General features: G+C 37.2%; 25 protein-coding genes. 17 read left to right on the top strand and 8 right to left on the bottom strand.

Going from position 1 to position 24,780, the window contains the following annotated elements:
• Window positions 1-164: 164 nt before the first annotated feature.
• The 5 genes from H0184_RS15230 (at window position 165) to H0184_RS15250 (ending at window position 4,973) form a co-directional block, all read left to right on the top strand.
• Complete coding sequence (locus H0184_RS15230; RefSeq protein ID WP_221826856.1) at window positions 165-830, top strand: vWA domain-containing protein; 666 nt, start codon at window positions 165-167, stop codon at window positions 828-830.
• A 134-nt stretch (window positions 831-964) separates the two neighbouring features.
• Window positions 965-2,206 carry an NO-inducible flavohemoprotein gene (gene hmpA, locus H0184_RS15235; RefSeq protein WP_221826857.1) on the top strand — a complete coding sequence of 414 codons (1,242 nt, stop codon included), beginning with the start codon at window positions 965-967 and terminating at the stop codon, window positions 2,204-2,206.
• A gap of 90 nt (window positions 2,207-2,296) precedes the next feature.
• The gene (locus H0184_RS15240) at window positions 2,297-3,073 is read left to right on the top strand and encodes an SGNH/GDSL hydrolase family protein (RefSeq protein ID WP_313771771.1); all 777 of its coding nucleotides are present in this window, start codon (window positions 2,297-2,299) and stop codon (window positions 3,071-3,073) included.
• Window positions 3,074-3,088: 15 nt separating this feature from the next.
• Window positions 3,089-4,000: an ABC transporter ATP-binding protein gene (locus tag H0184_RS15245; protein WP_221826858.1), complete on the top strand. Its 912-nt coding sequence runs from the start codon at window positions 3,089-3,091 to the stop codon at window positions 3,998-4,000.
• Window positions 3,993-4,973, top strand: coding sequence for an ABC transporter permease (locus tag H0184_RS15250; protein ID WP_221826859.1), 981 nt, complete (start codon window positions 3,993-3,995; stop codon window positions 4,971-4,973). The genes H0184_RS15245 and H0184_RS15250 overlap by 8 nt, the downstream gene beginning before the upstream one ends.
• 44 nt (window positions 4,974-5,017) lie before the next feature.
• On the opposite strand, the gene H0184_RS15255 is transcribed toward H0184_RS15250, so the two are convergent.
• Together H0184_RS15255 and H0184_RS15260 are read right to left on the bottom strand one after the other, a co-directional pair.
• Window positions 5,018-6,403: a YheC/YheD family protein gene (locus H0184_RS15255; protein ID WP_221826860.1), complete on the bottom strand. Its 1,386-nt coding sequence runs from the start codon at window positions 6,401-6,403 to the stop codon at window positions 5,018-5,020.
• 237 nt (window positions 6,404-6,640) lie between these two features.
• Complete coding sequence (locus tag H0184_RS15260) at window positions 6,641-7,864, bottom strand: NAD(P)/FAD-dependent oxidoreductase (RefSeq protein WP_221826861.1); 1,224 nt, start codon at window positions 7,862-7,864, stop codon at window positions 6,641-6,643.
• Between the two features lie 290 nt (window positions 7,865-8,154).
• On the opposite strand from H0184_RS15260, the gene H0184_RS15265 reads away from it, so the two are divergent.
• Together H0184_RS15265 and H0184_RS27720 are read left to right on the top strand one after the other, a co-directional pair.
• Window positions 8,155-8,742: a hypothetical protein gene (locus H0184_RS15265; protein ID WP_221826862.1), complete on the top strand. Its 588-nt coding sequence runs from the start codon at window positions 8,155-8,157 to the stop codon at window positions 8,740-8,742.
• Window positions 8,743-8,761: 19 nt separating this feature from the next.
• Window positions 8,762-8,890 (top strand): hypothetical protein, encoded by a 129-nt coding sequence (locus H0184_RS27720; RefSeq protein WP_260631593.1) that lies wholly within the window; start codon window positions 8,762-8,764, stop codon window positions 8,888-8,890.
• Between the two features lie 34 nt (window positions 8,891-8,924).
• On the opposite strand, the gene tatA is transcribed toward H0184_RS27720, so the two are convergent.
• Window positions 8,925-9,140: a twin-arginine translocase TatA/TatE family subunit gene (gene tatA, locus H0184_RS15270; protein WP_221826863.1), complete on the bottom strand. Its 216-nt coding sequence runs from the start codon at window positions 9,138-9,140 to the stop codon at window positions 8,925-8,927.
• A gap of 23 nt (window positions 9,141-9,163) precedes the next feature.
• On the bottom strand, window positions 9,164-10,186 hold the full coding sequence (locus H0184_RS15275; protein ID WP_221827185.1) for a M42 family metallopeptidase: 1,023 nt from the start codon (window positions 10,184-10,186) through the stop codon (window positions 9,164-9,166).
• Window positions 10,187-10,414: 228 nt separating this feature from the next.
• On the opposite strand from H0184_RS15275, the gene H0184_RS15280 reads away from it, so the two are divergent.
• Window positions 10,415-10,726: a hypothetical protein gene (locus H0184_RS15280; protein WP_221826864.1), complete on the top strand. Its 312-nt coding sequence runs from the start codon at window positions 10,415-10,417 to the stop codon at window positions 10,724-10,726.
• A 55-nt stretch (window positions 10,727-10,781) separates the two neighbouring features.
• On the opposite strand, the gene corA is transcribed toward H0184_RS15280, so the two are convergent.
• Window positions 10,782-11,744, bottom strand: coding sequence for a magnesium/cobalt transporter CorA (gene corA, locus H0184_RS15285; protein ID WP_221826865.1), 963 nt, complete (start codon window positions 11,742-11,744; stop codon window positions 10,782-10,784).
• Between the two features lie 174 nt (window positions 11,745-11,918).
• Here corA and H0184_RS15290 point away from each other — a divergent pair, with 174 nt between their 5' ends.
• The 3 genes from H0184_RS15290 to H0184_RS15300 are packed head-to-tail and all read left to right on the top strand — an operon-like array spanning window position 11,919 to window position 15,436.
• On the top strand, window positions 11,919-13,235 hold the full coding sequence (locus tag H0184_RS15290; RefSeq protein WP_221826866.1) for a spore germination protein: 1,317 nt from the start codon (window positions 11,919-11,921) through the stop codon (window positions 13,233-13,235).
• A 30-nt stretch (window positions 13,236-13,265) separates the two neighbouring features.
• Entirely contained in the window at window positions 13,266-14,339 is a 1,074-nt protein-coding gene (locus tag H0184_RS15295) for a GerAB/ArcD/ProY family transporter (RefSeq protein WP_221826867.1), read from the top strand.
• The gene (locus tag H0184_RS15300; RefSeq protein ID WP_221826868.1) at window positions 14,336-15,436 is read left to right on the top strand and encodes a Ger(x)C family spore germination protein; all 1,101 of its coding nucleotides are present in this window, start codon (window positions 14,336-14,338) and stop codon (window positions 15,434-15,436) included. Before H0184_RS15295 ends, H0184_RS15300 begins: the two co-directional genes overlap by 4 nt.
• A gap of 43 nt (window positions 15,437-15,479) precedes the next feature.
• Here H0184_RS15300 and H0184_RS15305 read toward each other — a convergent pair whose 3' ends face one another.
• Window positions 15,480-16,655, bottom strand: coding sequence for a TIGR04053 family radical SAM/SPASM domain-containing protein (locus H0184_RS15305; protein WP_221826869.1), 1,176 nt, complete (start codon window positions 16,653-16,655; stop codon window positions 15,480-15,482).
• Between the two features lie 371 nt (window positions 16,656-17,026).
• On the opposite strand from H0184_RS15305, the gene H0184_RS15310 reads away from it, so the two are divergent.
• Both H0184_RS15310 and H0184_RS15315 read left to right on the top strand, forming a co-directional pair.
• Window positions 17,027-17,797 (top strand): C40 family peptidase, encoded by a 771-nt coding sequence (locus tag H0184_RS15310; RefSeq protein ID WP_221826870.1) that lies wholly within the window; start codon window positions 17,027-17,029, stop codon window positions 17,795-17,797.
• Window positions 17,798-17,929: 132 nt separating this feature from the next.
• Window positions 17,930-18,556: a TVP38/TMEM64 family protein gene (locus tag H0184_RS15315; protein ID WP_221826871.1), complete on the top strand. Its 627-nt coding sequence runs from the start codon at window positions 17,930-17,932 to the stop codon at window positions 18,554-18,556.
• Here the strand turns inward: H0184_RS15315 and H0184_RS15320 are convergent, their stop codons facing one another.
• On the bottom strand, window positions 18,557-18,904 hold the full coding sequence (locus H0184_RS15320; protein WP_221826872.1) for a hypothetical protein: 348 nt from the start codon (window positions 18,902-18,904) through the stop codon (window positions 18,557-18,559). It abuts the gene before it with no gap.
• 116 nt (window positions 18,905-19,020) lie between these two features.
• On the opposite strand from H0184_RS15320, the gene H0184_RS15325 reads away from it, so the two are divergent.
• The 3 genes from H0184_RS15325 to trhA all read left to right on the top strand — a co-directional run bounded on the left by H0184_RS15325 (window position 19,021) and on the right by trhA (window position 21,388).
• Window positions 19,021-19,464, top strand: coding sequence for a GNAT family N-acetyltransferase (locus H0184_RS15325; RefSeq protein WP_221826873.1), 444 nt, complete (start codon window positions 19,021-19,023; stop codon window positions 19,462-19,464).
• A 61-nt stretch (window positions 19,465-19,525) separates the two neighbouring features.
• Window positions 19,526-20,131 carry a LysE/ArgO family amino acid transporter gene (locus H0184_RS15330; RefSeq protein ID WP_221826874.1) on the top strand — a complete coding sequence of 202 codons (606 nt, stop codon included), beginning with the start codon at window positions 19,526-19,528 and terminating at the stop codon, window positions 20,129-20,131.
• Window positions 20,132-20,740: 609 nt separating this feature from the next.
• Window positions 20,741-21,388, top strand: a complete 648-nt coding sequence (gene trhA, locus H0184_RS15335; RefSeq protein ID WP_221826875.1) for a PAQR family membrane homeostasis protein TrhA — start codon at window positions 20,741-20,743, stop codon at window positions 21,386-21,388.
• A gap of 48 nt (window positions 21,389-21,436) precedes the next feature.
• Here the strand turns inward: trhA and H0184_RS15340 are convergent, their stop codons facing one another.
• A complete protein-coding gene (locus H0184_RS15340; protein ID WP_221826876.1) occupies window positions 21,437-23,503 on the bottom strand; it encodes a peptidoglycan D,D-transpeptidase FtsI family protein in 2,067 nt (688 codons plus the stop codon).
• A 413-nt stretch (window positions 23,504-23,916) separates the two neighbouring features.
• Here H0184_RS15340 and H0184_RS15345 point away from each other — a divergent pair, with 413 nt between their 5' ends.
• The gene (locus H0184_RS15345; protein ID WP_221826877.1) at window positions 23,917-24,705 is read left to right on the top strand and encodes a TerC family protein; all 789 of its coding nucleotides are present in this window, start codon (window positions 23,917-23,919) and stop codon (window positions 24,703-24,705) included.
• Window positions 24,706-24,780 lie beyond the last annotated feature (75 nt).

The following is a 24,780-nucleotide window of genomic DNA, read 5'->3' on the forward strand; positions in this document are numbered from 1 at the left end:
ATGAACAATCTAAAATAAAGAAGGGTGTCCTAAGATATGGGCACCCTTAATTTTGTATATAAAGGGGAAAAATAATAGTTTAAGTTAGATGTGCATTAATTACTATTATTTATCCACAATAGTATAATTATGGAAGTGTTAAATTTTGAAAGGGGATATATATTATGGCGACAATAAGTTTAATGAAAAAGACGGCAGGAGTAATTTTAGATAAGAAAAAACTTACCGATGTGGTTGCAAGAGTTGGATTAATCCTGGATATCTCAGGATCGATGCGCTCACTATACAAAAATGGAACTGTTCAAAAAGTGGTAGAGCGGATTCTAGCGGTTGCAAGTCAATTTGATGATGATGGAAGTCTCGATGTTTGGGTATATGATAATGAATTTTCACGCTTGAAGTCAGTAACCGAAAGGGATTTTGAAAATTATGTGGAGGATTACATTCTAAGCAACGACTTAATTCATAAATTTGGAAGAAATGATGAACCTCCGGTGATGGAGGATGCAATCAGTAAATATACAGTAGAAGAACCAGGAAAAGAACCTACTTTTATTGTGTTTATTAATGACGGCGGCTGCAAAAGAACGATAAAAAAACCAATCGTGGCGTCCTCTAATAAACCAATCTTTTGGCAGTTTGTTGGGATAGGTGATTCTAACTTCGAAGTACTAGAAAAATTGGATACCATGGAAGGCCGCTTCGTAGATAATGCCAATTTCTTTCACATTAAGGATATTGAAAAAGTATCGGACGAAGAATTGTATAACAATCTGCTAAATGAATTTCCTCAATGGCTGGAAGAAGCAAAAACGAAGGGTATACTGTAAGTTTTTCAGTACATTCGGTCTAGGGCTAAATATTCAAAAATAATAGAATGTGATTTACATCACTTACTCCTTGTGTAAAATCTCATATAATCACTATATGAATAGTAATAACTACTATATAAGGAGTGTTAATATTGTTAAATCAAAAAACAATTGAAATTATTAAATCAACTGTCCCTGTTTTAGAGCAACATGGAGAAGCCATTACAACACGTTTTTATCAAATGATGTTTGGAAATCATCCAGAACTATTAAATATTTTTAACCACGCAAACCAAAAACAAGGAAGACAGCAAAGGGCACTTGCAGGTACGGTGTATGCCGCTGCTCAATATATTGATAATCTTGAAGCCATTCTTCCTGTGGTTAAGCAGATTGCTCATAAGCACAGAAGCCTTGGGATTAAAGCCGAACATTATCCAATTGTCGGGAAGCACCTTTTATTAGCCATTAAAGATGTACTAGGTGATGCAGCTACTGATGAAATTATTGATGCATGGGCGAAAGCGTATAGTGTTATTGCGGACGCATTTATCGGTGTTGAAGCTGAGATGTACAATGAAGCAGCGGGCCAAAAAGGCGGTTGGGATGGTTTCCGCAGTTTTATTGTTGACCGTAAAGTAATAGAAAGTGATGTCATTACCTCTTTCTATCTAAAACCTGTAGACCAAAAGGAAATTGCGGATTTTCTTCCTGGACAATATATCAGTATTAAACTTGAAATCGAAGGCGAAGAATTTACACATATCCGCCAATATAGCTTATCTGATGCACCTGGTAAAAATTATTACCGTATTAGCGTTAAACGTGAAGCAGGAACAGCAAATCCAGACGGAATGGTATCTAATTACCTTCATGACACTGTTACAGAGGGAGAAATCTTACAGGTGAGTGCTCCAGCAGGGGATTTTGTTCTTGATACAGATAAAAATACACCAGTTGTATTATTAAGCGGAGGTGTGGGATTAACACCAATGCTGAGCATGTTAAAAACCGTGGTTGAGGTTCAGCCGGATAGAAAGGTAACGTTCATCCATGCGGCTGCAAATGGGAAGGTTCATGCATTAAGAGAGGAAGTTGAATCACTAACTTCTCTGGAAAATGTAAACTCATTTTTCTTTTATGATTCACCAACCGAAGAAGACCGTATGAACCATAACTTCGATGTTGAAGGCTACGTAACTGAGGAGTGGCTTGCCAACAACCTGCCAACAGCAGAAGCAGAATTTTATTTCTGCGGTCCGGTACCATTTATGAGAGCGATTAATACTTCTTTAAAGAATTTAGGAGTAAACGCAGAAAGAATTCACTTTGAATTCTTTGGACCAAAAGACAGTTTAGAAGAAAGTGTGAAGAAAGAACCGGTTTCCGTCTAGGAAATCGGTTTTTTTATGTTTAGAAAGTTTGATTCAGACACTAATTGTGATTAAATAAAAGGTAGAAATAGCCAGAAAGGAAGAAGCTATGTGAATAAAAACGTTATACGGTCTGTAACCATGGTATCAGTATTTTTTTGCCTCCTCTGGCTTGTCGGACTTGGGTGGGCTGTAGCCGAATATTATGGCGGCAAGCCTGAAAAAATCCCAGAGAAAACCAAAATCGAAAAGAAGGCCGAGAAAAAAGATGGATTACATATCGTAGCCATAGGTGATTCTTTAACGAGAGGAACCGGCGATGAAACAGGAAAAGGCTATGTAGGTGTCCTAATGGACGAAATAAAGGAAAAAACAAAGCAGGATGTCCAGCTGACGAATTTAGGGATTAGCGGACAGCGCTCTGACCAGCTTAAGGAACAAATTCAGCAAACGGAAGTCAAGCGGCAAATTCAAACAGCAGATATGATATTAGTAACGATGGGCGGCAATGATTTGTTTAGAGGTGGACAAGGTTTATTAGAGTTTAAAGAAGAAGACATAGCTGAAATAGAGAAGAAGTTCCTGGACAATATGAATTTTATTTTTCAGCAGATTCGCACAAGCAATCCAAAAGCAAACGTCTTTTTCATTGGTCTATACAATCCCTTTAGTGACCTGGAAGAGGGAAAAGAAATGTCGAAGGTAGTTCGTCATTGGAATTATCAAAGTGCGGAATTAAGTGCAGCTTTTCCAAAAATTGTGTTTGTTCCAACGTTTGATCTGTTTGAGTTAAAAGTTAATGATTATCTTTATACTGACAAATTTCATCCGAACAAAAAGGGCTATCGTTTAATTGCTGAACGAGTTGCTTCATTGCTTACCTGGTAAGGAGAGTAGAGCAAAATGGAGAAAATAACGTTATCTGTACATAATTTAAAAAAAGTAATCGGTAAAAAAGAAATCATTAAGGGCATTAGTTTTGATTTAAAAGAAGGCGAGGTCTTTGGTTTCTTGGGTCCGAATGGAGCAGGAAAAACGACGACCATCAGAATGCTGGTAGGCTTGATTAAACCTACTTCCGGAAGAATTCAGATTGGCGGCTATAACATTACAGAAAACTTCGAGGAAGCTATGAAGCATCTCGGATGTATTGTTGAGAACCCTGAATTATACCCATATTTGTCGGGCTACGACAATCTGCTCCACTTTGCGAATATGCTTGATGGAATTGGCAAAGAGAGAATTAAAGAAGTAACAGAGCTTGTGGGTTTAAAAGACCGAATCCATGATAGAGTAAAAACCTATTCACTTGGGATGAGACAGAGATTGGGGATTGCACAAGCATTATTAGGAAGGCCCAAGGTATTAATTCTTGATGAACCTACAAATGGTTTAGACCCTGCTGGAATAAGAGAAATGAGGGAGTTTATACGGTTTCTTGCTGAAGAGGAAGGACTAAGTGTCCTTGTATCCAGCCACTTGCTAAGTGAAATTCAATTATTATGTGATCGAGTGGCGATTATCTCAAGGGGAACCGTGATTAAAATTGATTCCGTCCATAACTTGTTATCAAATAGAGAACGAGTCGTATGGCGATTCCATCCAATTGAGGAAGGTAAGAGGGTACTACGTTCCGTTACAGCCATTGATGAAAGAGAAGATGGATTCATTACGACAGAATATGATGAAATTAAAACGGCGGAATGGAATAAGCTGCTCGTAGAAGCAGGAGTTTCTGTGACGGAAATGAATCGTAAAATGCCAGTATTGGAAGATTTATTCCTCGAATTAACCGGGGGTGATTCGATTGAATAAACTGATTCAAAATGAAATGATGAAGCTAATCGCTAAAAAGCGTCTGATTGTAATTGCAATAATTATTGGTATCTTGGTTGCAATGTTTACATATGCCCAATTTAAAGAGGTTGAAAGGCAAAGAGAAAAATTAGGAACTGACGATTGGCGGACGATGATTCAGCAAACCATTATTGACCAGCAAAACCGGATAAGCAGTGCCCGTATTTCGGACGAATGGAAACAACAGCTACAAATAGCACTGCAGCAGAATCAATATTATTTAGATCATGATATTAACCCCTCAGAGCCTGGTGCTCCAACATTTATGAGGATTTTCTTAGAGAACTCGATTGAACTCTTTATCCCATTAATGGTTATGGTCATTGCCAGCGATATAGTCTCCTCTGAGCATAGTCAAGGCTCTATAAAGTTATTATTAACGCGGCCAGTTAAAAGGTGGAAGGTCTTATTAAGTAAATATATAACCCTAGCTTTTGCTATTTCGTTGATTGTAGCCATTGCCGGAATCCTTTCTTACGGTATTTCTGGCTTAGTATTTGGCTATAAAGGCTGGGGAGCACCAGTATTGACTGGTTTTAGTGTTACTGATGCAGGTTTAGATACCGCCGGTGTAAAATTAATCAATCAATGGCAATTTCTTTTAATGGATTTTGGACTAGTTTGGTTTGTTGCGATTGTAGTTGGGACACTCTCTTTTATGCTCTCTGTTTTAATTAGGAGTACGGCTGCAGGGATGGGTGTAATGCTGGCTGCACTAATTTCTGGAGCCATCTTAAGTAATATGGTTTCTTCCTGGGAGTCAGCTAAATATTTCTTTATGGTGAACCTAAAGCTAACAAACTATATGAATGGGAATCCTCCGCCAATTGAAGGGATGACCCTGTCATTTTCAATGTTGGTGTTACTTGTATGGTGGGCAATTGGGCTTTTTGTTTCATTCCTTGTATTTACCAAAAAGGATGTATATTAAGGATTTAAGAAAGAGTTATTCCTAAATGATAGGGAATAACTCTTTTATTGTCCTTCCGATTTTTCTCTACCCTCTCTAATATATTTTCTTATTCTTTTGTACATTGTTTTATCAGGCAGGTAACGGAAGATGGCTATGTCGGGAACTAGATTTGCCTCGATAAACCATGGTTTTCCGTATTGATCGATTCCGATATCCATTCCCCATAAGCAGGCATCAGGGTATACCTTTTCCAGCTGTTTTGCTGCCATAATACCTATTTGGTCGATTTCCCATAGGAGTGCATCAACACTTTTATTTGTAATCGAAGATGCCTCTAATGCATCCTCTACGGTAGAAATCGCCTTTGCAACGTTGGTTACAATAAAGCCTTTTGCTGCGATTCTGGTCATTTTCCCAGTGACAACCCAATGGGAGTTAACAGACTCTCGTTGGACCATGACTCGAATATCAAAAGGGCAGTCTTTAATGGTTGCAAGAAGAATCTCCTCTTGGATTAGATATGATTTTTTTGAAGTAAAACGATCCTCGATAGTAAGTAACATCTCTTTGATAGTAGTGAATGGAATTTTATTTCTTTCCGAATGTATCTCAAATGTCTGGTCTTCTAGCTTTGAAATAAGTGCCATACCAAGGCCCCATTGGCTTAGATTAGGCTTGATCACACAGCTTCCGTATACTTCAAGGTATTGAGGGAGGACCTTTTCATGATATAGATAAGTTTCAGGAAGATATGGTAAAAGATCTCTTTCGCCTCTTAACACCTGATGCCAGTCCCATTTACCATCTGAAAATCTATACCTAATCTCATTGACCCATGGTTTTCCTAATTGATCAAAAAAGAAGTCCAGAATTACCGTGTTGTAATTAGGATATTTTTCCTCAAGGTTTATAGCAGCTTTGAGGGAAATATCATCTAAGATAGAGGAGATACCGCGGTCACAAAGTGCCTGCGGCAGAACAGAAGAGACAGGGAAGATTTCCACTACTTCATCGACAAAGGAGTATCCGTTAGGGGTAATTCGTGCAATTTTTTCAGTAATACTCCATATAGAGGAAACTTTAGCAGCGTACACTCTGACTTCAAAATCTTTCTCCTCAAGTTGTGCACGAGGGATTGACTGTTGGATAATGAACCTTTTCCCATCTAATAGATTATTGTTTAGGTATTGATAAGCTTCTTCTTTTCCGCTGATGATTTGTTTCTTACTGCCTGTTTCAATTAAATATTGATTCTCATCGAGTGAAGTGACTAAAATGTTAATTTTAAAGTCATGACAAGGACGCAAGAACACCTGTACGTATTTATCTGTATAATCCTTAAAGCTGTGCGCGTTTAATAAAGCAGTTTCAGGTAAGAATGGAGCAATTTCTTCCACCTTTACTAAGTGGGAATATTTGCTGAACCTTTCATTGATTACTTTCACCATTTCTTTCCCTCCTTAATAAAACCTTACTACGCATAGTATTCAGACGTAATAAGTTTTGGAAGGGAGCCGTCCTTTGAAATCAAATATTCTTAGATTTAAAAACCATCTCTCTATAAGAAAGATGGTTTTTATGCCTTAACAATGGGGGATTAAGGCCATATTCTAAAAGGGATGTTCAATCAATTGGCATAAAAGGGAGGGAAGCCTTTTATCCAGGGAAATATTTGTTCATACAAATTACTGATTAGCTGTTACTTTAACAGGTTCTTTACTTACTCCAAAATGTTGTTTAATGATTAGAGAAGGTCCTCCAAGGTTTAATAAATAGCGGGCTTCAATTACTTGCTTCATAAAGGCGCCAAATAATCCTGAAAGTCTAAAGTTTCCTACTTTTCCTACTGCAGCAAAGGTTCCAATTGATGCAACTGATCCTTTATGATGGTATTCAAAAGCTTTCAAGCTTCCTCCTCTTAATGTTGTTACAATATTTTTTGCACAAACATCTGCTTCTTGAAGGGCAACTTGTGCTGTTGGAGGCAGTGCATTTTTTTCATCTTTCTTGAATAAAGAACAGTCACCAATACTAAATATGTTTTTTCTATCTTTAACACGAAGGAATGAGTCGACTGGGAGTTTGCCTTTTTCAATAGGTAACCCACAGTTTTGAATAATTGGATTTCCCTTAACTCCGCAAGACCAAATTAATGTGCGAGTTGGAATCTCAATATTACCTTCTAGTACCACTTTTTCAGGGGTACATTCTAAGATTTTGGTGGACATGAACATGTTAATATTAAATTTTTCTAGTACCTCCGTTGTATATTGAATGGATTCCTTAGGGAAAAACGGAATAACAGATGCTGCAGCCTCTACTGCAACAATTTTTACATCTTCAAATGGAACATCATATTTTTTACAAAGCTTAGGGAGGCCTTCTGCTAATTCACCCAGCATTTCAATTCCTGTAAACCCGCCGCCAGCAACAACAAAGGTTAAGCGTGAAGGATCTTTGTCCTCTTTATAAAGAGAAAGCTGTCTGATGATTTGATTATAAATGGCTTTCGTACTTCTAAAGCTCCGGATGGCGAAAGCATGTTCCTTAATGCCAGGGATACCGAATGTTTCAATATCAAAACCTAAAGCGATTAATAGGTAGTCATATTCTACCGTTTCTCCGCCTTCAAGGTGTACCGCTTGTTTTGTTACATCTACCGTGGTAACAATGCCCTTTTTAAATTTCGTTTTTTCAGGATTAATTAATTCTGGAATCTGCATCGCAATTTGACGATCAGCTGCAGTTCCTGCACCCGTTTTATGGAGTTGTGTTGTAATGTAGTGGTACTCATGTTTATTAATTAGAGTAACGTCTGCTTCACCAGACTTTAGTAATTTTTCTAATTTTTTACTTGTGATGATTCCGCCATATCCTGCGCCCAATATTACTATTTTTGGTTTGTTCATAAAAATAACATCTCCCTATCTATGAAAAAATAAATATACGGCTTTATTGTGAATTATTTCACAATGATTCTTTAAAAAATAACGAGCTATCCGCTCGATATTGTGAAGTTTTTCACATATCTTCTATATTCATAGTATACGATATCTCTTAGTAAGAAACTAGTGGGTATTTATATTAAAATTTGTCGAATTGGTAAATTTTTTTCCGACATCAGGGGAATGATAAATTCGTGCCAATTGATAAAGAGGTTAAATTATATCAATAAAGTAAGAAAGAAGGAGATTTCAGTATGAAGAAAAGAATGATGATGATTTTACTAGGGTTATTACTAGTTATGCCAGGGCTAACCTTAGCCAATGTTGAGAAACCAGAAGCAGGTGAAAAACAAACTGAAAAAAGACCTGAATCAGGTTCACAAGAGAAAGAGGAGACTGAGGAATGTGACTGTGAAAAACAGGAGCATAACCATAAGGATTGGCAGGCAAAAATGGCAGAGCGTGAACAAAAGCTGCTAGCATGGGTTGATCAATTTACTCCTGATAAAAAAGAAGACTGGACAAAGGTGTTGGCTGAGAAAAAGGAATTAAGAAATAAATGGGTGAGTCCCGAAAATGCAGAAAAGCGTGAAAAGTGGAAGCAAGAAAAAATGGCAAAAATTCAGGAGTTAAAGAAACAATTAGACGAGGGAAAAATCACAAAAGAGGAATTTGTTCAAAAAGCACATGGCGGCAAAGCGATGGGGAATTGGAAAACTTTCCATGACCTAAAAGCAGCAGTTGAAGCGAAAGATAATAATAAGGCTGCAGAGCTTTTAAATCAATTGCTCGACCAGTCTAAACAACATAATGAAAAAATAAAGACAATGTTAGCAGAATAGAATTATGGAGTTGATTTACTTGGCAAGAAATGGATTTTTACTGACTACCGCTGCGTTGGGTGCAGCATACCTGCTTAGAAATGATAGAGCGCGAAAGAAATTAATCAATCAACTTCAGAACTTTGCCGGTGATAAAACGCGAAGATAAAAAATGCAAGCTGCGACAGTGCAGCTTGCATTTTTTATTTCTTTAATTCAATATGATCCTTTTTTGCTTCGTTTAGGTCATCTTTAAATTCTTCTTTAATGTCGTTTGTGATTCCGTCTGTTGCACGTTTGAATTCACGAAGTGATTTACCGAAGGCACGGCCGATTTCAGGCAATTTATTTGGACCAAAGACAATTAAGGCAAGTACAAGAATTAAGATAAGTCCTGGTACACCAATGTTTGAAAACATAACAAAACCTCCTATTTAAAATCTTAAATAACTAAATTAGATTGGACGTAATGATATAGAAGCTTTGCAGTATTTTCTATGGATGATTCGTGAGTCCGTTCAAAAGCATGTGATGAATCAATGCCAGGACCAATTAAACCGTGTACGATATCATGCCCAGAACGGATAGCTGCTGAGGCATCGGAACCATAGAAGGGATAGATATCGAGTTTGTATTGTATACTGTTTTCTTCTGCAAGCCGTACTAAATTCTTGCGAAGGGCATAGTGATACGGTCCACTGGCGTCCTTCACACAAATAGACACAGTGTATTCATCAGTTGATTGGCCATCCCCCATCGCACCCATATCAACAGCTAAATATTCAACTGTTTCAGGAGAAATGTTGGAATTCCCGCCATAACCAATTTCCTCATTGTTCGAGATTAAGAAATGGGTTGTGTAAGGTAATTGGATGTTATCATTTTTTACTTGCTTTATTAATTGAAGTAGTATGGCTACACTTGCTTTATCATCTAAATGACGGGATTTAATAAATCCACTTGGAGTCACTTCTACTCTTGGATCAAAGGATACGAAATCGCCAACCTCAATCCCAAGTGCACGAATATCATCTGCATTATGTACTTTCTCATCCAGTCTAATTTCCATATTGTCCTGGTTGCGTTCGGCTTTTCCAGCGTCTTTGTAAACATGTACAGAAGTTTGGTGCATTAGAATTGTCCCTGTAAATGTCTTTCCGCTGCTAGTTTCGATTTGGCAGTACTCACCTTCAATCGAATTATACTTAAAGCCGCCAATCAGGTCGATCTTTAACCTGCCATTTGATTTAATTTCCTTCACCATAGCGCCAAGGGTATCGACATGAGCAGTAAGCATTCGGTGCTGGCTTGTATCTTTTCCAACTATTGTGGCAATAAGACCGCCTTTTCGATTCCTCTTTGTTTCAATGTTTAGATCTGCAAGGTATTTTTCAACGTATGAAATTACTTCGTTTGTATTCCCAGAAGGGCTGGGGATTGAGACCAAATCTACAAGCAATTTCATTGTTTCTTCTGTGTTTTTATTTGCCAAAGTTGTATCTCCTTTCTAAATAACACTCTCTACTATTATAACATTTAATTTAAAAATCAATGAATTTCAAATTACGTCAACTTTCTTCGTGTTGCTGCATAGTGTAGGAAGTGTGGTAATTTCCGTTTATTTTTCCGCTATTTTGGAAATATAGGAAATAATTAAAAAATTATTACTATTTAAAAGCTAGTGGGGGAGAAAATGACCAGATTAGAATTATATCACCAAAAAACAAAGCAAATATCGTGGAAGGGACCATTTTTTTTCATTCTTACTTTTATCATAGCAACAGCAGGGCTCTTCATGGCACATCACTATTATCAAAATTCAATTAAAATTGAAGCACCAGAAGAAAATGCAGGTTCCAAAGTTGTTATTCAGCTGCCAGATGGCAAAGAAGTCTTTACCTATGAAAATTATATCTTTGAAAAAGATGGACGGACTTACTATAAGGGAGAGCGGAATACGATTGACTTAACAGGTGGAACCGTTACTTATGAGAACTGGGAATAACACTAAAAAAGGGGTGACCATAAATTGGTCACCCTTTTCGTTATCAATCTTTTTCTTAGAACTTGAACCATCCTTTTTTCTTAAACCATAGAAACATACTTAAACCAATTATTCCCATCAGAATAAGCGCAACGTGATAGCCGTATTTCCAAGTTAGTTCTGGCATATGTTGAAAATTCATGCCGAAAATTCCCGCAATGAATGTTAATGGAGCAAAAATGGAAGTCATAACGGTAAGAACCTTCATCACATTATTTGTCTGATGAGAATTTAAAGAGAGATAATTATCTCGTATATCAGCAGTGATTTCTCTATTTGACATCAACATTTCAGATAATTTTAAAAGATGGTCGTAAATGTCCGAAAAATATTCTTTCCTCTTGATGATATTCTTCAAATGTTGGGAGTTTAACATCCGATAGAGTAAATCCCGCATTGGATTAACGGTGTGCAGTAAATTTAATAACATATACCTCGTATCGAATAATTCCTTAAGTAAATTGTTCATTGATTTATTATGGGTGTTATCTTCAATTGAATCTAATATATCTTCAATTTTATAGATAATGGGAAAGTAGTTATCGACAATTTTATCTAATACTTCATAAAACACATGATGGCTGGTGAAATTTCCACTATCTTTTTGAGTTCCCAATCTCCCTGCAACTTGAGAAACTTCTATAGAAGGCATGAGATGAAATGTAACAATAAAGTTATCGCCTACAAAAAAGTCTAACTCCTCTTTTATGATTTCTTTTTCTGCCTCCCGGACAATATGGGTGATAAAAAAAGTATAGTCATCGTAATAATCGAGTTTAGGTCTCTGAGGTGAGTTATATAAGCAATCTTCAATCGCCAGAGGGTGGAAATGAAATGTTTGTGATAAATGTTTAATTTCGTCATCGGTAGGCTCACTAAAATCTACCCATAACCATTTATAATCCTCTAATTTAAATTGATCGATCGTGACATGTTTTACAATTTGATTTTTATTATTTATACCGATAAGACTAATCATGATTAACATCCTTCTTGTATCTAAATTCACTTGTACCTATACATAATCATAACGATAAAAGGAGCATTTATCAAAAATGTACTCTCCACTAAATAATGAAAGAGCATTTGCGGAATAATATCCCAAGCAAAAAGGAATGGTAAGGATAAGACTTCGAACGAGGTATAAATATCAATGAACATTCATCCTATAAAAGAATCAATAAAAGCAAATATCCAACAGTCAGAAGACCTTGTAATAAAGGAATTAAAGGCAGAAGAAAAGTATTTAGAAGTAATTTATATTAATACTATTTGTGATGAAACACAATTACAAGACTTCCTCATAAAACCTTTCTTTGAAATAGGGGAAAATTCTCATTTTTTATCCTATCTCCTGTCACATCCTAAAGTGAAACTCTTTGATAGTAAAAAAACAGTCCAAGAAGAACTGATCAGCGGAAAAAGCGTGGTATTTTTTGAAAATCATATCTTTTTATTAGATAGTAAATTGGATAAAAACAATACTGTAACAGAGACCTCGGTTGAAGTTACCATTCTAGGGCCGCAATCAGGGTTTAGCGAAAGTCTGCCAACCAATGTCGGACTGATTCGCCAGCGGTATCCCGAGAAGACATTAGTAATAGAGTCAACAAATATTGGCTCTATTTCAAAAACATCAGTGAATATTGTTTATGATTCCAAAAAGGTAGATCAGGATGTTCTAAATAAAGTAAAAGAGTTTCTTTCCTCTATTGAAATTGAAATGTTTCAATCTGGAGAACAATTGCTCGATTTCACCAAAAAGTCAAAACGCACTTTATTTCCTACTATCATGGTAACGGAAAGACCTGATCGTACGGCCGTAAATATTGCAGCAGGGAAGGTAATATTACTCATAGCTGGGTCGCCATTTGCCATGCTGATGCCAACGGTTCTGAAAGATCAAATGTCTGCAATGGCGGATATCTACCAAACGTATTGGATTGGTAAATTTCTATTAATCGTGCGTTATATTGGTTTAATTACGACCATCACACTGCCTGCATTGTATGTAGCCCTCACAAGCTATAACCCTGAGGTATTCCGAGCACAGTTAGCTTTGTCTGTAGCCGGCAGCCGGCATGCAGTGCCATACCCATCCTTTGTTGAAGTAATCATTATGCTTTTGATGATGGAGCTATTGATGGAGGCAAGTATACGACTTCCTAAAGCCATTGGTTCAACTGCCACAACCGTTGGCGGGTTAATTTTAGGGCAAGCTGCAACAGAGGCTGGACTGGTCAGCAATATCATGATCATCATTGTCTCTTTAGGTGCGATATCAAATTTTGTTATCCCAATTAGTACTTTTAGTTTTGCTGTTAGAGTATCCAAGTATTTTATTTTATTATTATCTATCTTTTATGGTTTAGTGGGTGTGATTTTAGGGGTCTTCATGCTGCTTGCCTATATGGTGAGTCTTGATAGCTTTGGAAAACCATACTTAACCTTTAGAGAAGAAAGAGTCTAATAAACGCTTTTATGGAATGTGGTGGCGGGGATGAATCGCTATTTCTTATATTTAGTTTTATTAAATATGCTGACGAATGTCATTATTTTTGTACCCAAATTTCTCCTTCAATATCGGTTTGACGGGATGTTAATCAGTATAATCATTGCTATTGGCGTTGGGATGGCATTAATGTATGTCGATTCCCTTGTATTCGCAAGGTTTCCCGGTCAGGGTTTCCCTGATATTATCCAAGACCAATTAAATAAACCTTTGAAAACAATAATCCTTGTTACTTTCGCATTATTTTGGTTTATAGCAGGATTATTAACCTTGCTGGGGTACATCGATATTCTGCATCGATTTATCAATCCTGAACTTTCTAAGGCGTGGCTGATAGCGATTTTTTTACTTATTCTTTGTTTTGTGATTCAAATTCCTACGAAAAAAGTGATGTACCTGCTTGAAATCATTCTTTTTATTAACGTGCCTTTTATTGTCTTTATTTTCTTTAAAGCCGTTACGAGTGAATATTTAAGCTGGGATTCTATTTTTGAGGCAGGCACTCATTTTTACAGTATGCCTAATATCAGTGCAGTAGCAGTTGCCAGTTATGTATTCTCTGGATATACGAATATTATTATTTTCAATAGATTGTTTAAAGTGAAATTAAAAGGTGTTAATTTTCTCATTATTTTTGGATTGTCCATTCTTACATTATTTACTTCCGTTATGGTTCCAATTGGTATGCATGGTGTGGATAAGGTCAGTGAGTATATTTACCCTTGGATTCTTATGGTCGATTCACTGCGACTACCTTATAGTCCAATAGAACGGGCTTTGTTTATTTTCTTAATGTTATATATCAATATTACGGTAATTAGTGTAGCTGTCCATTGGCATGTAGCATTTGAATTGATGAAGGGTACCTTTTCGAGAGGTAAGGGGAAAAAGAAAAATAGGATTGTACTAGCGTTATTTTTTACCATCCCCATCCTTTTAGTGATTCGGATTGATTATATGCAGCCTGAACTTCTCTCTGTGTATTGGCTGATAGCCCGAATGTTTTTCGAAATTCTTGCTGTTCTTGGGTTTTTCTTTTTCCTTAAAAGGAGGAAGGTATGAATCAAAATGTTAAACGAATGATGGTCGTCCTAGTATTCTTATTACTGGGGTTTTTCCTTACAGGCTGTGGATTTAAGGATATCGATAAACGACTCTTTGTGGTAAGTGTCGCAATTGACCCTGTGAAAGAGAATCCCAAAAGAGTTCTAGTAAGTTTAAAATTTGCTGTTCCCATTGTTGAAAAAATATCAAATGAATCGTTTATTATCTCTCAAGAGGGCGATACCATTGCTGAAGCGGTAAGACTTATGAAGTCCAGGGTTGACAAGGAAATTGATTTCAGCCATGCAAAATTGATTGTTTATCATGAGGATGTTCTTAAAGATGAGATTGAGCCTAATCTTTATTATTGGTTTATAAGAAGAAGGGATTTTCAAGAAATGTCGTGGGTAGCGATTGGAAGGCCAACGGCTTTAGAAGTACTGAAGGCAAAGCCTAAATCCGAACGGCTTCCATCGAACTCTTTATTTCTAGCGTTAGGAAGAGATGGCACAGAAACAGCTTATATTATTCCTGAGTATTTATTTGATTTTAAAAAGCGTTTTGGTGAGAAAGGGCTTGACCCGCTGTTGCCTATTATTGAAACGAAAAAGGATTTATTTGATATAAATAAAGTGGCATTATTGGATAAGAAAAAACTGAAGCTAGAGTTAACCCCAAAGGAAACAATGCTTCTGAATTTATTTTTAACGGAAAGTCCTAAGACCGCGTTAAAAATAGCTGATGGTGAAAATTCATTTATCATTGATACGAGAGCAGTAAAAACAAAGTATAAACTAATCACCGAAAATCAAAAGGATCCACATATTAAGGTCGATATTCATGTAAATGGAAGAGTAGAGGAAGCACAATTTAATGTTAGGAATAAAGACTTGAAGCAATATGAAAAAACGGCTAATAAGGATTTGGAGAAAAAGGTCCATGCAGTATTGAAAAAGATTCAAGAGGCAAATGTTGATCCCATTGGTTTTGGCTTGCGTTACCGCGGGAGACATATGGAAAAAGATGATTGGAAAACCTGGCAGAGGTTATATCCGGAACTAAAATTTATAATAAATGTTAATACTAATATTTCAGATACAGGATTAGTGGAATAAAAAAAGGCATTCCAAAGTTGGAATGCCTTGACGTTTTTTTGTCCTAAATAGTCTGTTCTGCGTTTTTACGCATCGCTTGCGGGATATACACGCAGAAAGGTTCACTATCCATATAGTCACCAGTCACTGCATACGTTCTTGAACGTGAACCGCCACATATTTTATTGTATTCACAAACACCACATTTACCTTTATAGTTATCAGGCTGTCTTAGATCCTTAAAGACTTTTGCTTCACGATAAATTTCTGCTAACGGGGCTTCGCGGATGTTACCGCCAACGATCGGAAGTAAGCCACTAGGCATTACATCTCCGATATGGTTAACGAATACAAAGCCATTTCCGTCATTAACACCCTTAGGTGCACGTTTTAAGCCATCGTGCATGGATGCGAAATCAGTGGTGATAGAGTCTTCGTAGCGAATTTCACCTTTTCCAATAACATGGTCACGTGCTTTTTCTTGTAAAACAACACGTCGGTAATGCTGTGCAGCAGTTGTTTTAATATCGTAAGGAGCTGTCTTACTTAATTGATACAACCAGCGGAATACCTTTTCATGCTCGGCAGGAGTGATACATGCATCCATTTGACCGCGTCCTGTTGGAACCAGTAAGAAGATGTACCACATGACGGCTCCCAGCTCTTCAACTAGCTTAGACATTTCTTCAAGATGGTCGTAATTATAACGAGAGATAACTGTATTGATTTGTAGAGGCATACCCAATTCGTTTAGATACTTTATCTTTTCAATCGTCAAATCGAAAGAACCTGGCACTCCGCGGAATTTGTCGTGAATTTCTGCTGTCGGTGCGTCAAGACTTAAGCCCCAGCGTGAAAGACCAACCTCTTTTGCACGCTGCATTTTTTCCTTTGTAACATTCGGAGTAGCACTAGGAGTCATACTAACACGCATCCCTTTTTTTACTGCATAGTCAGCTAGTTCAAAAAGGTCTTCGCGCATCATACAATCTCCGCCTGAGAATACAAGCATCGGATTATCCATTTCATAGATTTGATCTATTAAGTTAATACCCTCTTCATGCGTTAGTTCACGAGGATCAGGTGTTAACTGTGCATCAGCGCGGCAGTGAACACATTTTAGCTGGCAGGCACGTGTTACTTCCCAAATGATAATAAACGGGTTAACGTCATAATCAATTTTTTTCATTCCATGCGGGTGCCCCATTGCATGTGGATGTCCTTTACCTATTCCTTGCATACATATCACCAAGATTCATAATATTTTTAAAAACAATTAAAACCATAAAAAATGTTTCTATAGGTTTATTATAAATTTGTCTTTACACTGTGCATGAAAGGATTGTTACAATATTTCATAAGGTTTGTTACAAAATTTCTACATTTCTATTACAAAAAAATACCAAACTACTAATATTTAATGTATTTTTAATAGAGAAGTAAAAGGAATCCCTTGATTTATAAGGGCTGGAAGCTATCCTAGGGTTTGTTACGTGAGGGCTTTCATTCCCATAGCAGGGATTTACTTCCTAAATACCCATATGTTGAGGATATAAACAAATAGGTTCTCTCCTTTATGATAGATTTATCAACGGATGAAGGAGTACAACCATGAAAAAACATTTACTGACAGTCACGGCAGCTGCCGGCATTTTGTTTACAACTTTTGGTGGATCTGTAAGTGCACATGAGAATGTCTATACAGTTAAATCAGGGGACACACTTTGGAGGATCTCGCAAAATAATAATGTTTCAGTTTCAAATTTAAAAGCTTGGAATCATCTTTCTAGCGATAGTATCTATGTAAATCAAAAACTATCATTATTGGCACCCCACACACATGTTTCCACTTACACTGTTCAAAAAGGAGATACATTATTGGGGATTTCCTCGCGGCATAATCTAACTGTTGCACAGCTAAAATCTCTTAATAACATGACCAGTGACACCATCTATGTTGGACAGGTCCTTACTGTTTCTGGTACGGCTGCAACACCGACTCCAGCACCAATTTCTACTGTTTCAAAAGCGCAAATGGTGATAACAGAAGCCAAGAAATATATCGGCACTCCTTACCTATGGGGCGGAAATAGTCCAGCAGGTTTCGATTGCAGCGGCTTCTCAAAATACGTTTTTGAAAAAGTAGGAATCTCACTTCCAAGAACAGCAGCAACACAATTTTCAGGCCTAAAAGCTGTCAGCACGCCAAGCCCTGGTGACCTTGTGTTCTTTACGACCTACGCACCTGGTCCGTCTCATCTAGGGATATATATTGGTGATAACAAATTCATTCATGCTGGTTCATCAACAGGCGTAACCATCACAGACATGAATAATCCTTACTGGAAACCTAGATATCTAGGTGCAAGAACAGCATTATAATAGCTTTAAAAAGACCTTTATCAAGCGATAATGGTCTTTTTTTATTCAAAAAATCTGATAATTTTCTGTTTATGAATGGGGCATTTAGCTTTATACTTATGAATGAAGAGTACATTAGATTAGGAGAAAAGAATGTTAAAAAGAGTCCTAAGCATATCACTATTAGTTATTGTTATAGCCCTTGGCTTTTTTCAAAAGGATGAATTACTTACTTTAATTAAGGATGGTGGAATCCTTTCCATTTTCATCAGCATGCTCTTTGTTGCAATATGCGTCTTTTTTCCTGTCATTCCATTTCCAGTACTAGTTGGCGTCATTGGAGGTGTCTTTGGAACGTCTCAAGGAGTATTCATTTCCTTGACAGGAGCTATGGCTGGAACAATGGGCTTCTTTTATTTAAGCAGGTACGGTTTCCGGGATTATGCACAATCTAAGTTAATGAAATATCCGAAAGTCCAGGAATACGAGGAGTTTCTTCATCGAAATTCCTTTGTTGCAATCTTAACCTGCCGACTGATTCCAATCATACCAGCACCTGTTGTCAACATCATTTGTGGTTTAAGTAAAGTGAATGGGCTGATATTTTTCACCGCTTCAACAATAGGGAAGATACCAAACATATTAATTTTATCCTTTGCAGGTGCTTCTTTTAGCAGTAACAAGCTGTTTTCTTTTGGATTATATGGCGGCTATATTCTCATTCTATTCCTAATTAATTTTTTGATTATATATCGCAAAATGGCTAAGGAATCTAGTTAATTAAACAATGTATTTAATAGGGATATCTTTTTCTTCAATTGAAATTATTTCATTAAAAAAGCTTTTTAGTATGAACCAACGCGCTGGATAAGAATTGATAAAATCCTCCATTACAAGGGGAGAGTACTGAATGAAACAGTCAAGATAGTTTCTATGCTTCTTTAGGTCATGTAATAGTGCATGTGGAATGGTGTAGTAGTCATAAATTTGATACGGATTTAACTTTATGACTTCGATTTTATTTTGTTGAATGTAAGGTAATATAGATTCTTCTTGAAGTTTAAAGCTTTCTGCCTTTGAAAGCCCATTTAAACTTATCCTATCATTAATAAAGTAGATTCCCTTCATACCCTGACACCTCTTTCTGCTAGTGTTTGGTATTGTTATTGACAGGCAGTGAAGGAAGTATACTTCAGTAATAGCAAGATAGTAGTTTATTCCTAATTTATGGAAGGTGATGGAGCATGGCTAGTTGGGAAAGTGATGGTTTTATACTTAGTACAGATAAGCAATACCTTGATACCGATGTGATTCACCATTTTTTAAGTGTTGATTCTTACTGGGCCAAAGGGATTACAATGGAAAAGGTAAAGAAATCGATAGAGAAATCCTCAATTTGCTTTGGAATGTACGAAGGAGATCCTGCGAAAGGGGAGGCAAAGCAAATTGGCTTTGTCCGTGCGGTAACAGATTTTGTACGATTCGCTTGGATTATGGATGTATTTGTCCTTCCTGAATATAGGGGAAGAGGCTTATCGAAATGGATGATGGAAACGATGGTGGAGCAATCCGAACTAAAAGATGTGCGAAAAATGATGTTATGTACCTACGACGCACATGGTTTATATGAACAATACGGTTTTCAAAAGCTTGATGACCCCGAAATTTTTATGCAAAGAAAAATTTAGGTAGTTTAAAAAGGGCTGTCTGCTATTTTGTAGACAGCCAGTATTATTAAGGAGAGACTAGATGATAAGTGCTGCCATTCATGGATTTATCTTAGCCTTTGGGCTGATTTTACCTTTAGGGGTTCAAAATGTTTTTGTATTTAATCAGGGAGCCATGCAGCCAAGATGGGCTAACGCATTGCCAGTGGTTTTAACGGCTGCACTTTGTGATACACTCTTAATTTCGTTGGCGGTATTAGGTATTTCAGCTGTTGTGTTACAAATCAGTTTTTTAAAAATAGCGTTGAGCGTAGTTGGGATAGCTTTTTTACTATATATGGGTTATGTAACATGGAAAAGTAAACCTAGTACAGAGAAGAGTAGTGTCCAAGTATTTTCTGCGAGGAAACAAATTACCTTTGCTGCATCTGTCTCGTTGTTAAATCCACATGCGATTATGGATACGATCGGCGTAATCGGAACTAGTTCACTAACGTACACAGGAATAGAAAAGGCAGTTTTTACCGTTGTTTGTATTTTCGTTTCCTGGTTATGGTTTTTCGGAGTATCCATCGCTGGCAGGTTGGCAGGAAAACTTGATCAAAGTGGTAAATTCATTAACACGTTAAACAAAATATCAGCTGTTATCATGTGGGGTACGGCGGTGTACTTAATTTTGACATTATAAAAAATTTACCCGGCAAATGCCGGGCATGTGAAAAAATCTATAAAATAAAAGGGGGGGAGGATAGGTTCAGTGTTACTGAACCTATAATAATCTTAACGAAAAAATATGAACAAACTATGAATGAATAATTAATAGATTGGTAAATCTGTGGAGGGGAATAGTATGAGGGATTTCCATTTCTGTGCTACCTGCATGCATTTTAAAGCTGAAAGAAAATCAGATCGGATGGTGTACTACTGCAGTCGTTTAGGGTATGAAACCAAAACCAATTATAAATTTAACTGCTGGACTCCAAAAAAGAGCATAATAGACTTAATGAAAAAACAATGTTAAAGAGGAATATTTTATTTAGACATCTGTTGATTTGTGCGGAAGGCGCGAGACTCCTCGAAAATGCTATCGCATTTTCTTCGTGCGTGGGCAGATTCGAGGAAGTAAATCAATGTCCTGCAGGAGGACGGGACAGGGGAGACCCCGCAGGCGGCTTTAGCGCCGAGGAGGCTTCCCGAACCGCCTGCGGAAAGCGAAGCGCCTGGAGCACAAATCAACTGCCAGTTTAACACAGCTATTGGGTCAATTAAAGTCGAGTTAAAAAGGAGTTTTTGAGCAATGGCAAACACACATATATTTTCACGGAACGAAGAAGTTGCCAATTCAATTACGCATGGAATTGGTGCCATGCTTAGTATTGCTGCTTTGGTCATTTTGATTGTTTTTTCCACTCTGTATGGAACTGCATGGCACGTTGTCAGCTTTACAATTTATGGGGCCTCCATGTTCATTTTGTATATGTCATCAACACTGGTACATAGTTTTCCTGAAGGGAAAGCAAAAGATCTGTTTGAAATCTTTGACCATTCCTCTATCTACTTATTTATAGCAGGAACCTATACACCATTCTTGCTTGTTGCAATTAGAGGTCCATTGGGATGGTCATTATTCGGAATCGTTTGGGGTCTGGCGATTGCTGGAACGATTTTTAAATGTTTTTTTGCGAAAAAATATTTATTTACCTCGACCATTCTATATGTCGTAATGGGATGGTTGATGGTTTTTGCATGGAAGCCATTAGCAGCTCAGCTTCCCTCTGAAGGGATGACCTATTTAATGATTGGCGGACTCCTCTACACTTTTGGGGCAATTTTTTATGTCTGGCGCGGGTTCCGCTACCACCATGCTATCTGGCATTTATTTGTCATAGCGGGAACAGTACTTCATTTTTTCTGTGTATTGTTTTATGTTTTACCAATAAAATAGGTAATCCAAAAAGGCGTCTGGTTAAAATATACCAGACGCCTTTTTATACTAATTTTTCTTCATTTCAAAATAAGTATCCATAACTCGCCGTCCGATTCGGAAGTTGGCTCCATTATCGGTTGTTCCTTGGTAGGCCCATGGAACAATGACGGCCATTGCCACTTCAGGATTAGAGCTCGGTGCATAGGTGACTAAGCTTAAGTTCATGACTGGAGGCGGCTCCTTCCCAAATTTAGGGCGTTCTGGTCCATCGTAAAAGGCCTCGGCAGTGCCCGTTTTTCCTGCAGGAGAGTAGGAAACACCTTTAAACCGATTATATGCTGTTCCGCCTGGCTCTTGGAAAACCTTTTTAAAGCCTAAATGGACACGGTCCATCCAGCCGGGTTCGGTATCGATTGTATTAAGGACAGTGGGTTTAATCTCTTGGAAGACCGGTCCAATTTCGTCCGTATCGTCGATAGGCTCGCGAATTTCTTTGACGATATGCGGCTTCATCCGATAACCGCCATTTGCTATGGTTGAAATATATTGCGCTAGCTGCATCGGCGAATACGTGTCATACTGCCCAATAACTAAGTCCATGATATGGCCGGGAAGCTTGCTTGAGCCCTTTAAACCACTTGATTCATTAGGAAGATCAATACCTGTTCTAGAACCTAAACCAAAGCTTGCAAACGAATTTCGAATGATTTCAGACGTATTTGATGCAAGACCTAGTGGCTTATCATACTGGTAATTCCCTTTACCAATTCGAATCGCAGTATGGAACATATAAACGTTTGAAGATAATTTTAAGGCATCGACATCATTTAACGTCCCTAAATAGGAATAGGACTTTTTAATAGGGGTATCCGCAATTTTTATTCCAGTGTCATCAATACGAGTACCTGGTTTAATGACCCCCTGTTTAAAACCGGTCAAAATTGTAGCACCTTTCACCGCTGAACCGACATTATAGGTTGTGGTAATAGTTCCTAGTGCATCATCCTGCATTTCTAATTGTCCGTTTTCTGAATTTTTGACGATTCTCTTACCTGCCATTGTTAAGACTGCACCATTATTCGGATCCATTAGAACAACATATGCGCGGTCCAAGAGTGAAGTATTTGGTGTTCTTTTCAGTGCCCAAAGCTCTTCTTCAATGATTTTCTCAACAGCAATTTGTAAATCCATATCAACAGTAAGGACTAGGTCTTTGCCTCTTTTTCCATTAGAAACCACTTCGGTTTCAATAACATTTCCTTGCTTATCTGTTATGGTTTTTACTTTTGATTTGTGTCCATGCAGTACATCTTCATATTGCAGTTCAAGCTGGCTTTTTCCAACTCTGTCATTACGATTGTATCCAAGTGATAAATAATGATCTAGCCGGTCTGCGGGCAGACCTTCTTCCGTTTTTGTTACATTACCGAGTATAGATTTTAGAGTATGGTCAAAGGCATAAGATCTTTCCCAATCAGTGGTTGTATCAACTCCTGGCAGGGATTGTAGATTTTCACTAACAATTGCAAACTCTTCAGGTGTGACATCCTCATTTTTTACAATTTGCTGGGTGAATTTATAACCACTTGAGAATTCGAGATAAATGGCCCAAGTTTCAAGGTCATCAGCGCTTAATTCACTTAATTCTTCTTCGCTAACCCGTTCAATCTTTAATTTATATAAATCATTATCTTTTAATTTTTTTGCTTTAAATAACTCTGTTTCCTTTTTTGTGATTTTTGCTTCTGCTTTTTTTGGATTTTTCAGTATCCAAAGATCCTTTTTTTCCCTTAACGTCATTTTGTCTGTATTCTTAACAATTAATTTTGCTAGTAGTTCTGCGGTATCCAGCATTTCTTCCTGGCTAGCTCCCATATTTGTGTATGTAATCGCCCGTTTCGGAACATTATCTACGATTACTTTATAATTACTGTCAAACATTTTTCCTCTTGGTACAGGATTATGTATGGTGATATCTTCTTTTCGCTCTAATTCACGTTTGAAATTTTCTCCATACACAATTTGAACAAAGCCGAGACGTAAAATCAGGATGGAAAATAATAAAAAAACGCTGAAAAATAGCAAATTGAGCCGGAAAGGAAAATGTGATTTCTTCTTTTTCTTTTTTTCCAAATTATTTCACATCCTATTAACTTTTTGGTTAGTATATCCTCATATGAGAAATGGTAATTATTTATTATTTTACGTTTTATTTCACAAAAATGTAAAGGATTTCAAACTGCTATTTCAGAAATATAGGATGGTTTATTAAATTTTTATATTGACGAATACTCATTTTTATCATATATTGTTAGTAATAAAATATTTCCTTTTAAAGGGGAGTAGCTGGACAATAAAGTCGTCATTCCGAGAACATGTTTCTCCGGCTTTATTGGCAACGTGACGTTGTTAGCAAGACCTTTACTGCATGATGTGGTAAGGGTCTTTTTGTTTGCTTTTAGGCCTTTACCACTCAATGGTAAGGGCCTTTTTTATGCAGCAAAGGGGTATTTTAGAAAAAAACACACTATTAGGAGGACTTATTTATGGACTTTTCTCTTTTGCTGGAGTATGGATGGGTATTGTTGGTGTTAGTAGCATTGGAAGGATTACTAGCTGCAGACAATGCATTAGTACTTGCAATTATGGTAAAGCATTTACCGGAAGAAGATCGTAAGAAAGCTTTATTTTATGGGTTAGCAGGAGCATTCGTGTTCCGATTTGCTTCATTGTTTATCATTTCTTTCCTTGTGGATGTATGGCAGGTTCAAGCAATTGGAGCACTTTATCTGTTGTTTATGGCTGTTAACCATATTATTCGAAAGATTGCTGTCAAAGGAAAATCGGAAAGTAATCTAGAAGAAAAGGCTGTTAAGAAAAGCGGATTTTGGTCAACTGTTTTCAAGGTTGAATTAGCAGATATTGCCTTTGCAGTGGACTCCATTCTAGCGGCTGTGGCACTCGCAGTTGTACTTCCAGACACACCGCTTCCTAATATTGGCGGTTTGGACGGCGGTAAATTCTTAGTTATTTTTGCCGGTGGAATCATTGGGCTTGTAATCATGCGTTTTGCTGCAAATCAATTTGTAAAACTATTAGAGAGAAGACCTGGTCTTGAAATAGCGGCGTTTTGTATCGTTGGCTGGGTTGGTGTAAAGCTTGCAGTATACACACTTTCTCATCCATCGCTTGCTGTACTAAGTGAAGAATTTGCCCATTCTACAGAATGGAAATTAACATTTTATGCAGTGTTAGTAGGTATTGCGGCTGCTGGCTGGTTTTTCTCAAAGGACGTGGGAGCAAAAAAGGAGAAATTAGAAACAAAAGCCTCATAATTAACACTCAATAAAGGAAAACTAAAAAATAATAAGATTCGAAACGAAGCTGCATTCAAAATCGATTGCAGCTTT

Origin of the sequence: Neobacillus niacini (assembly GCF_019749295.1) — a bacterium.
Taxonomy (GTDB): Bacteria; Bacillota; Bacilli; order Bacillales; family Cytobacillaceae; genus Neobacillus; species Neobacillus niacini_D.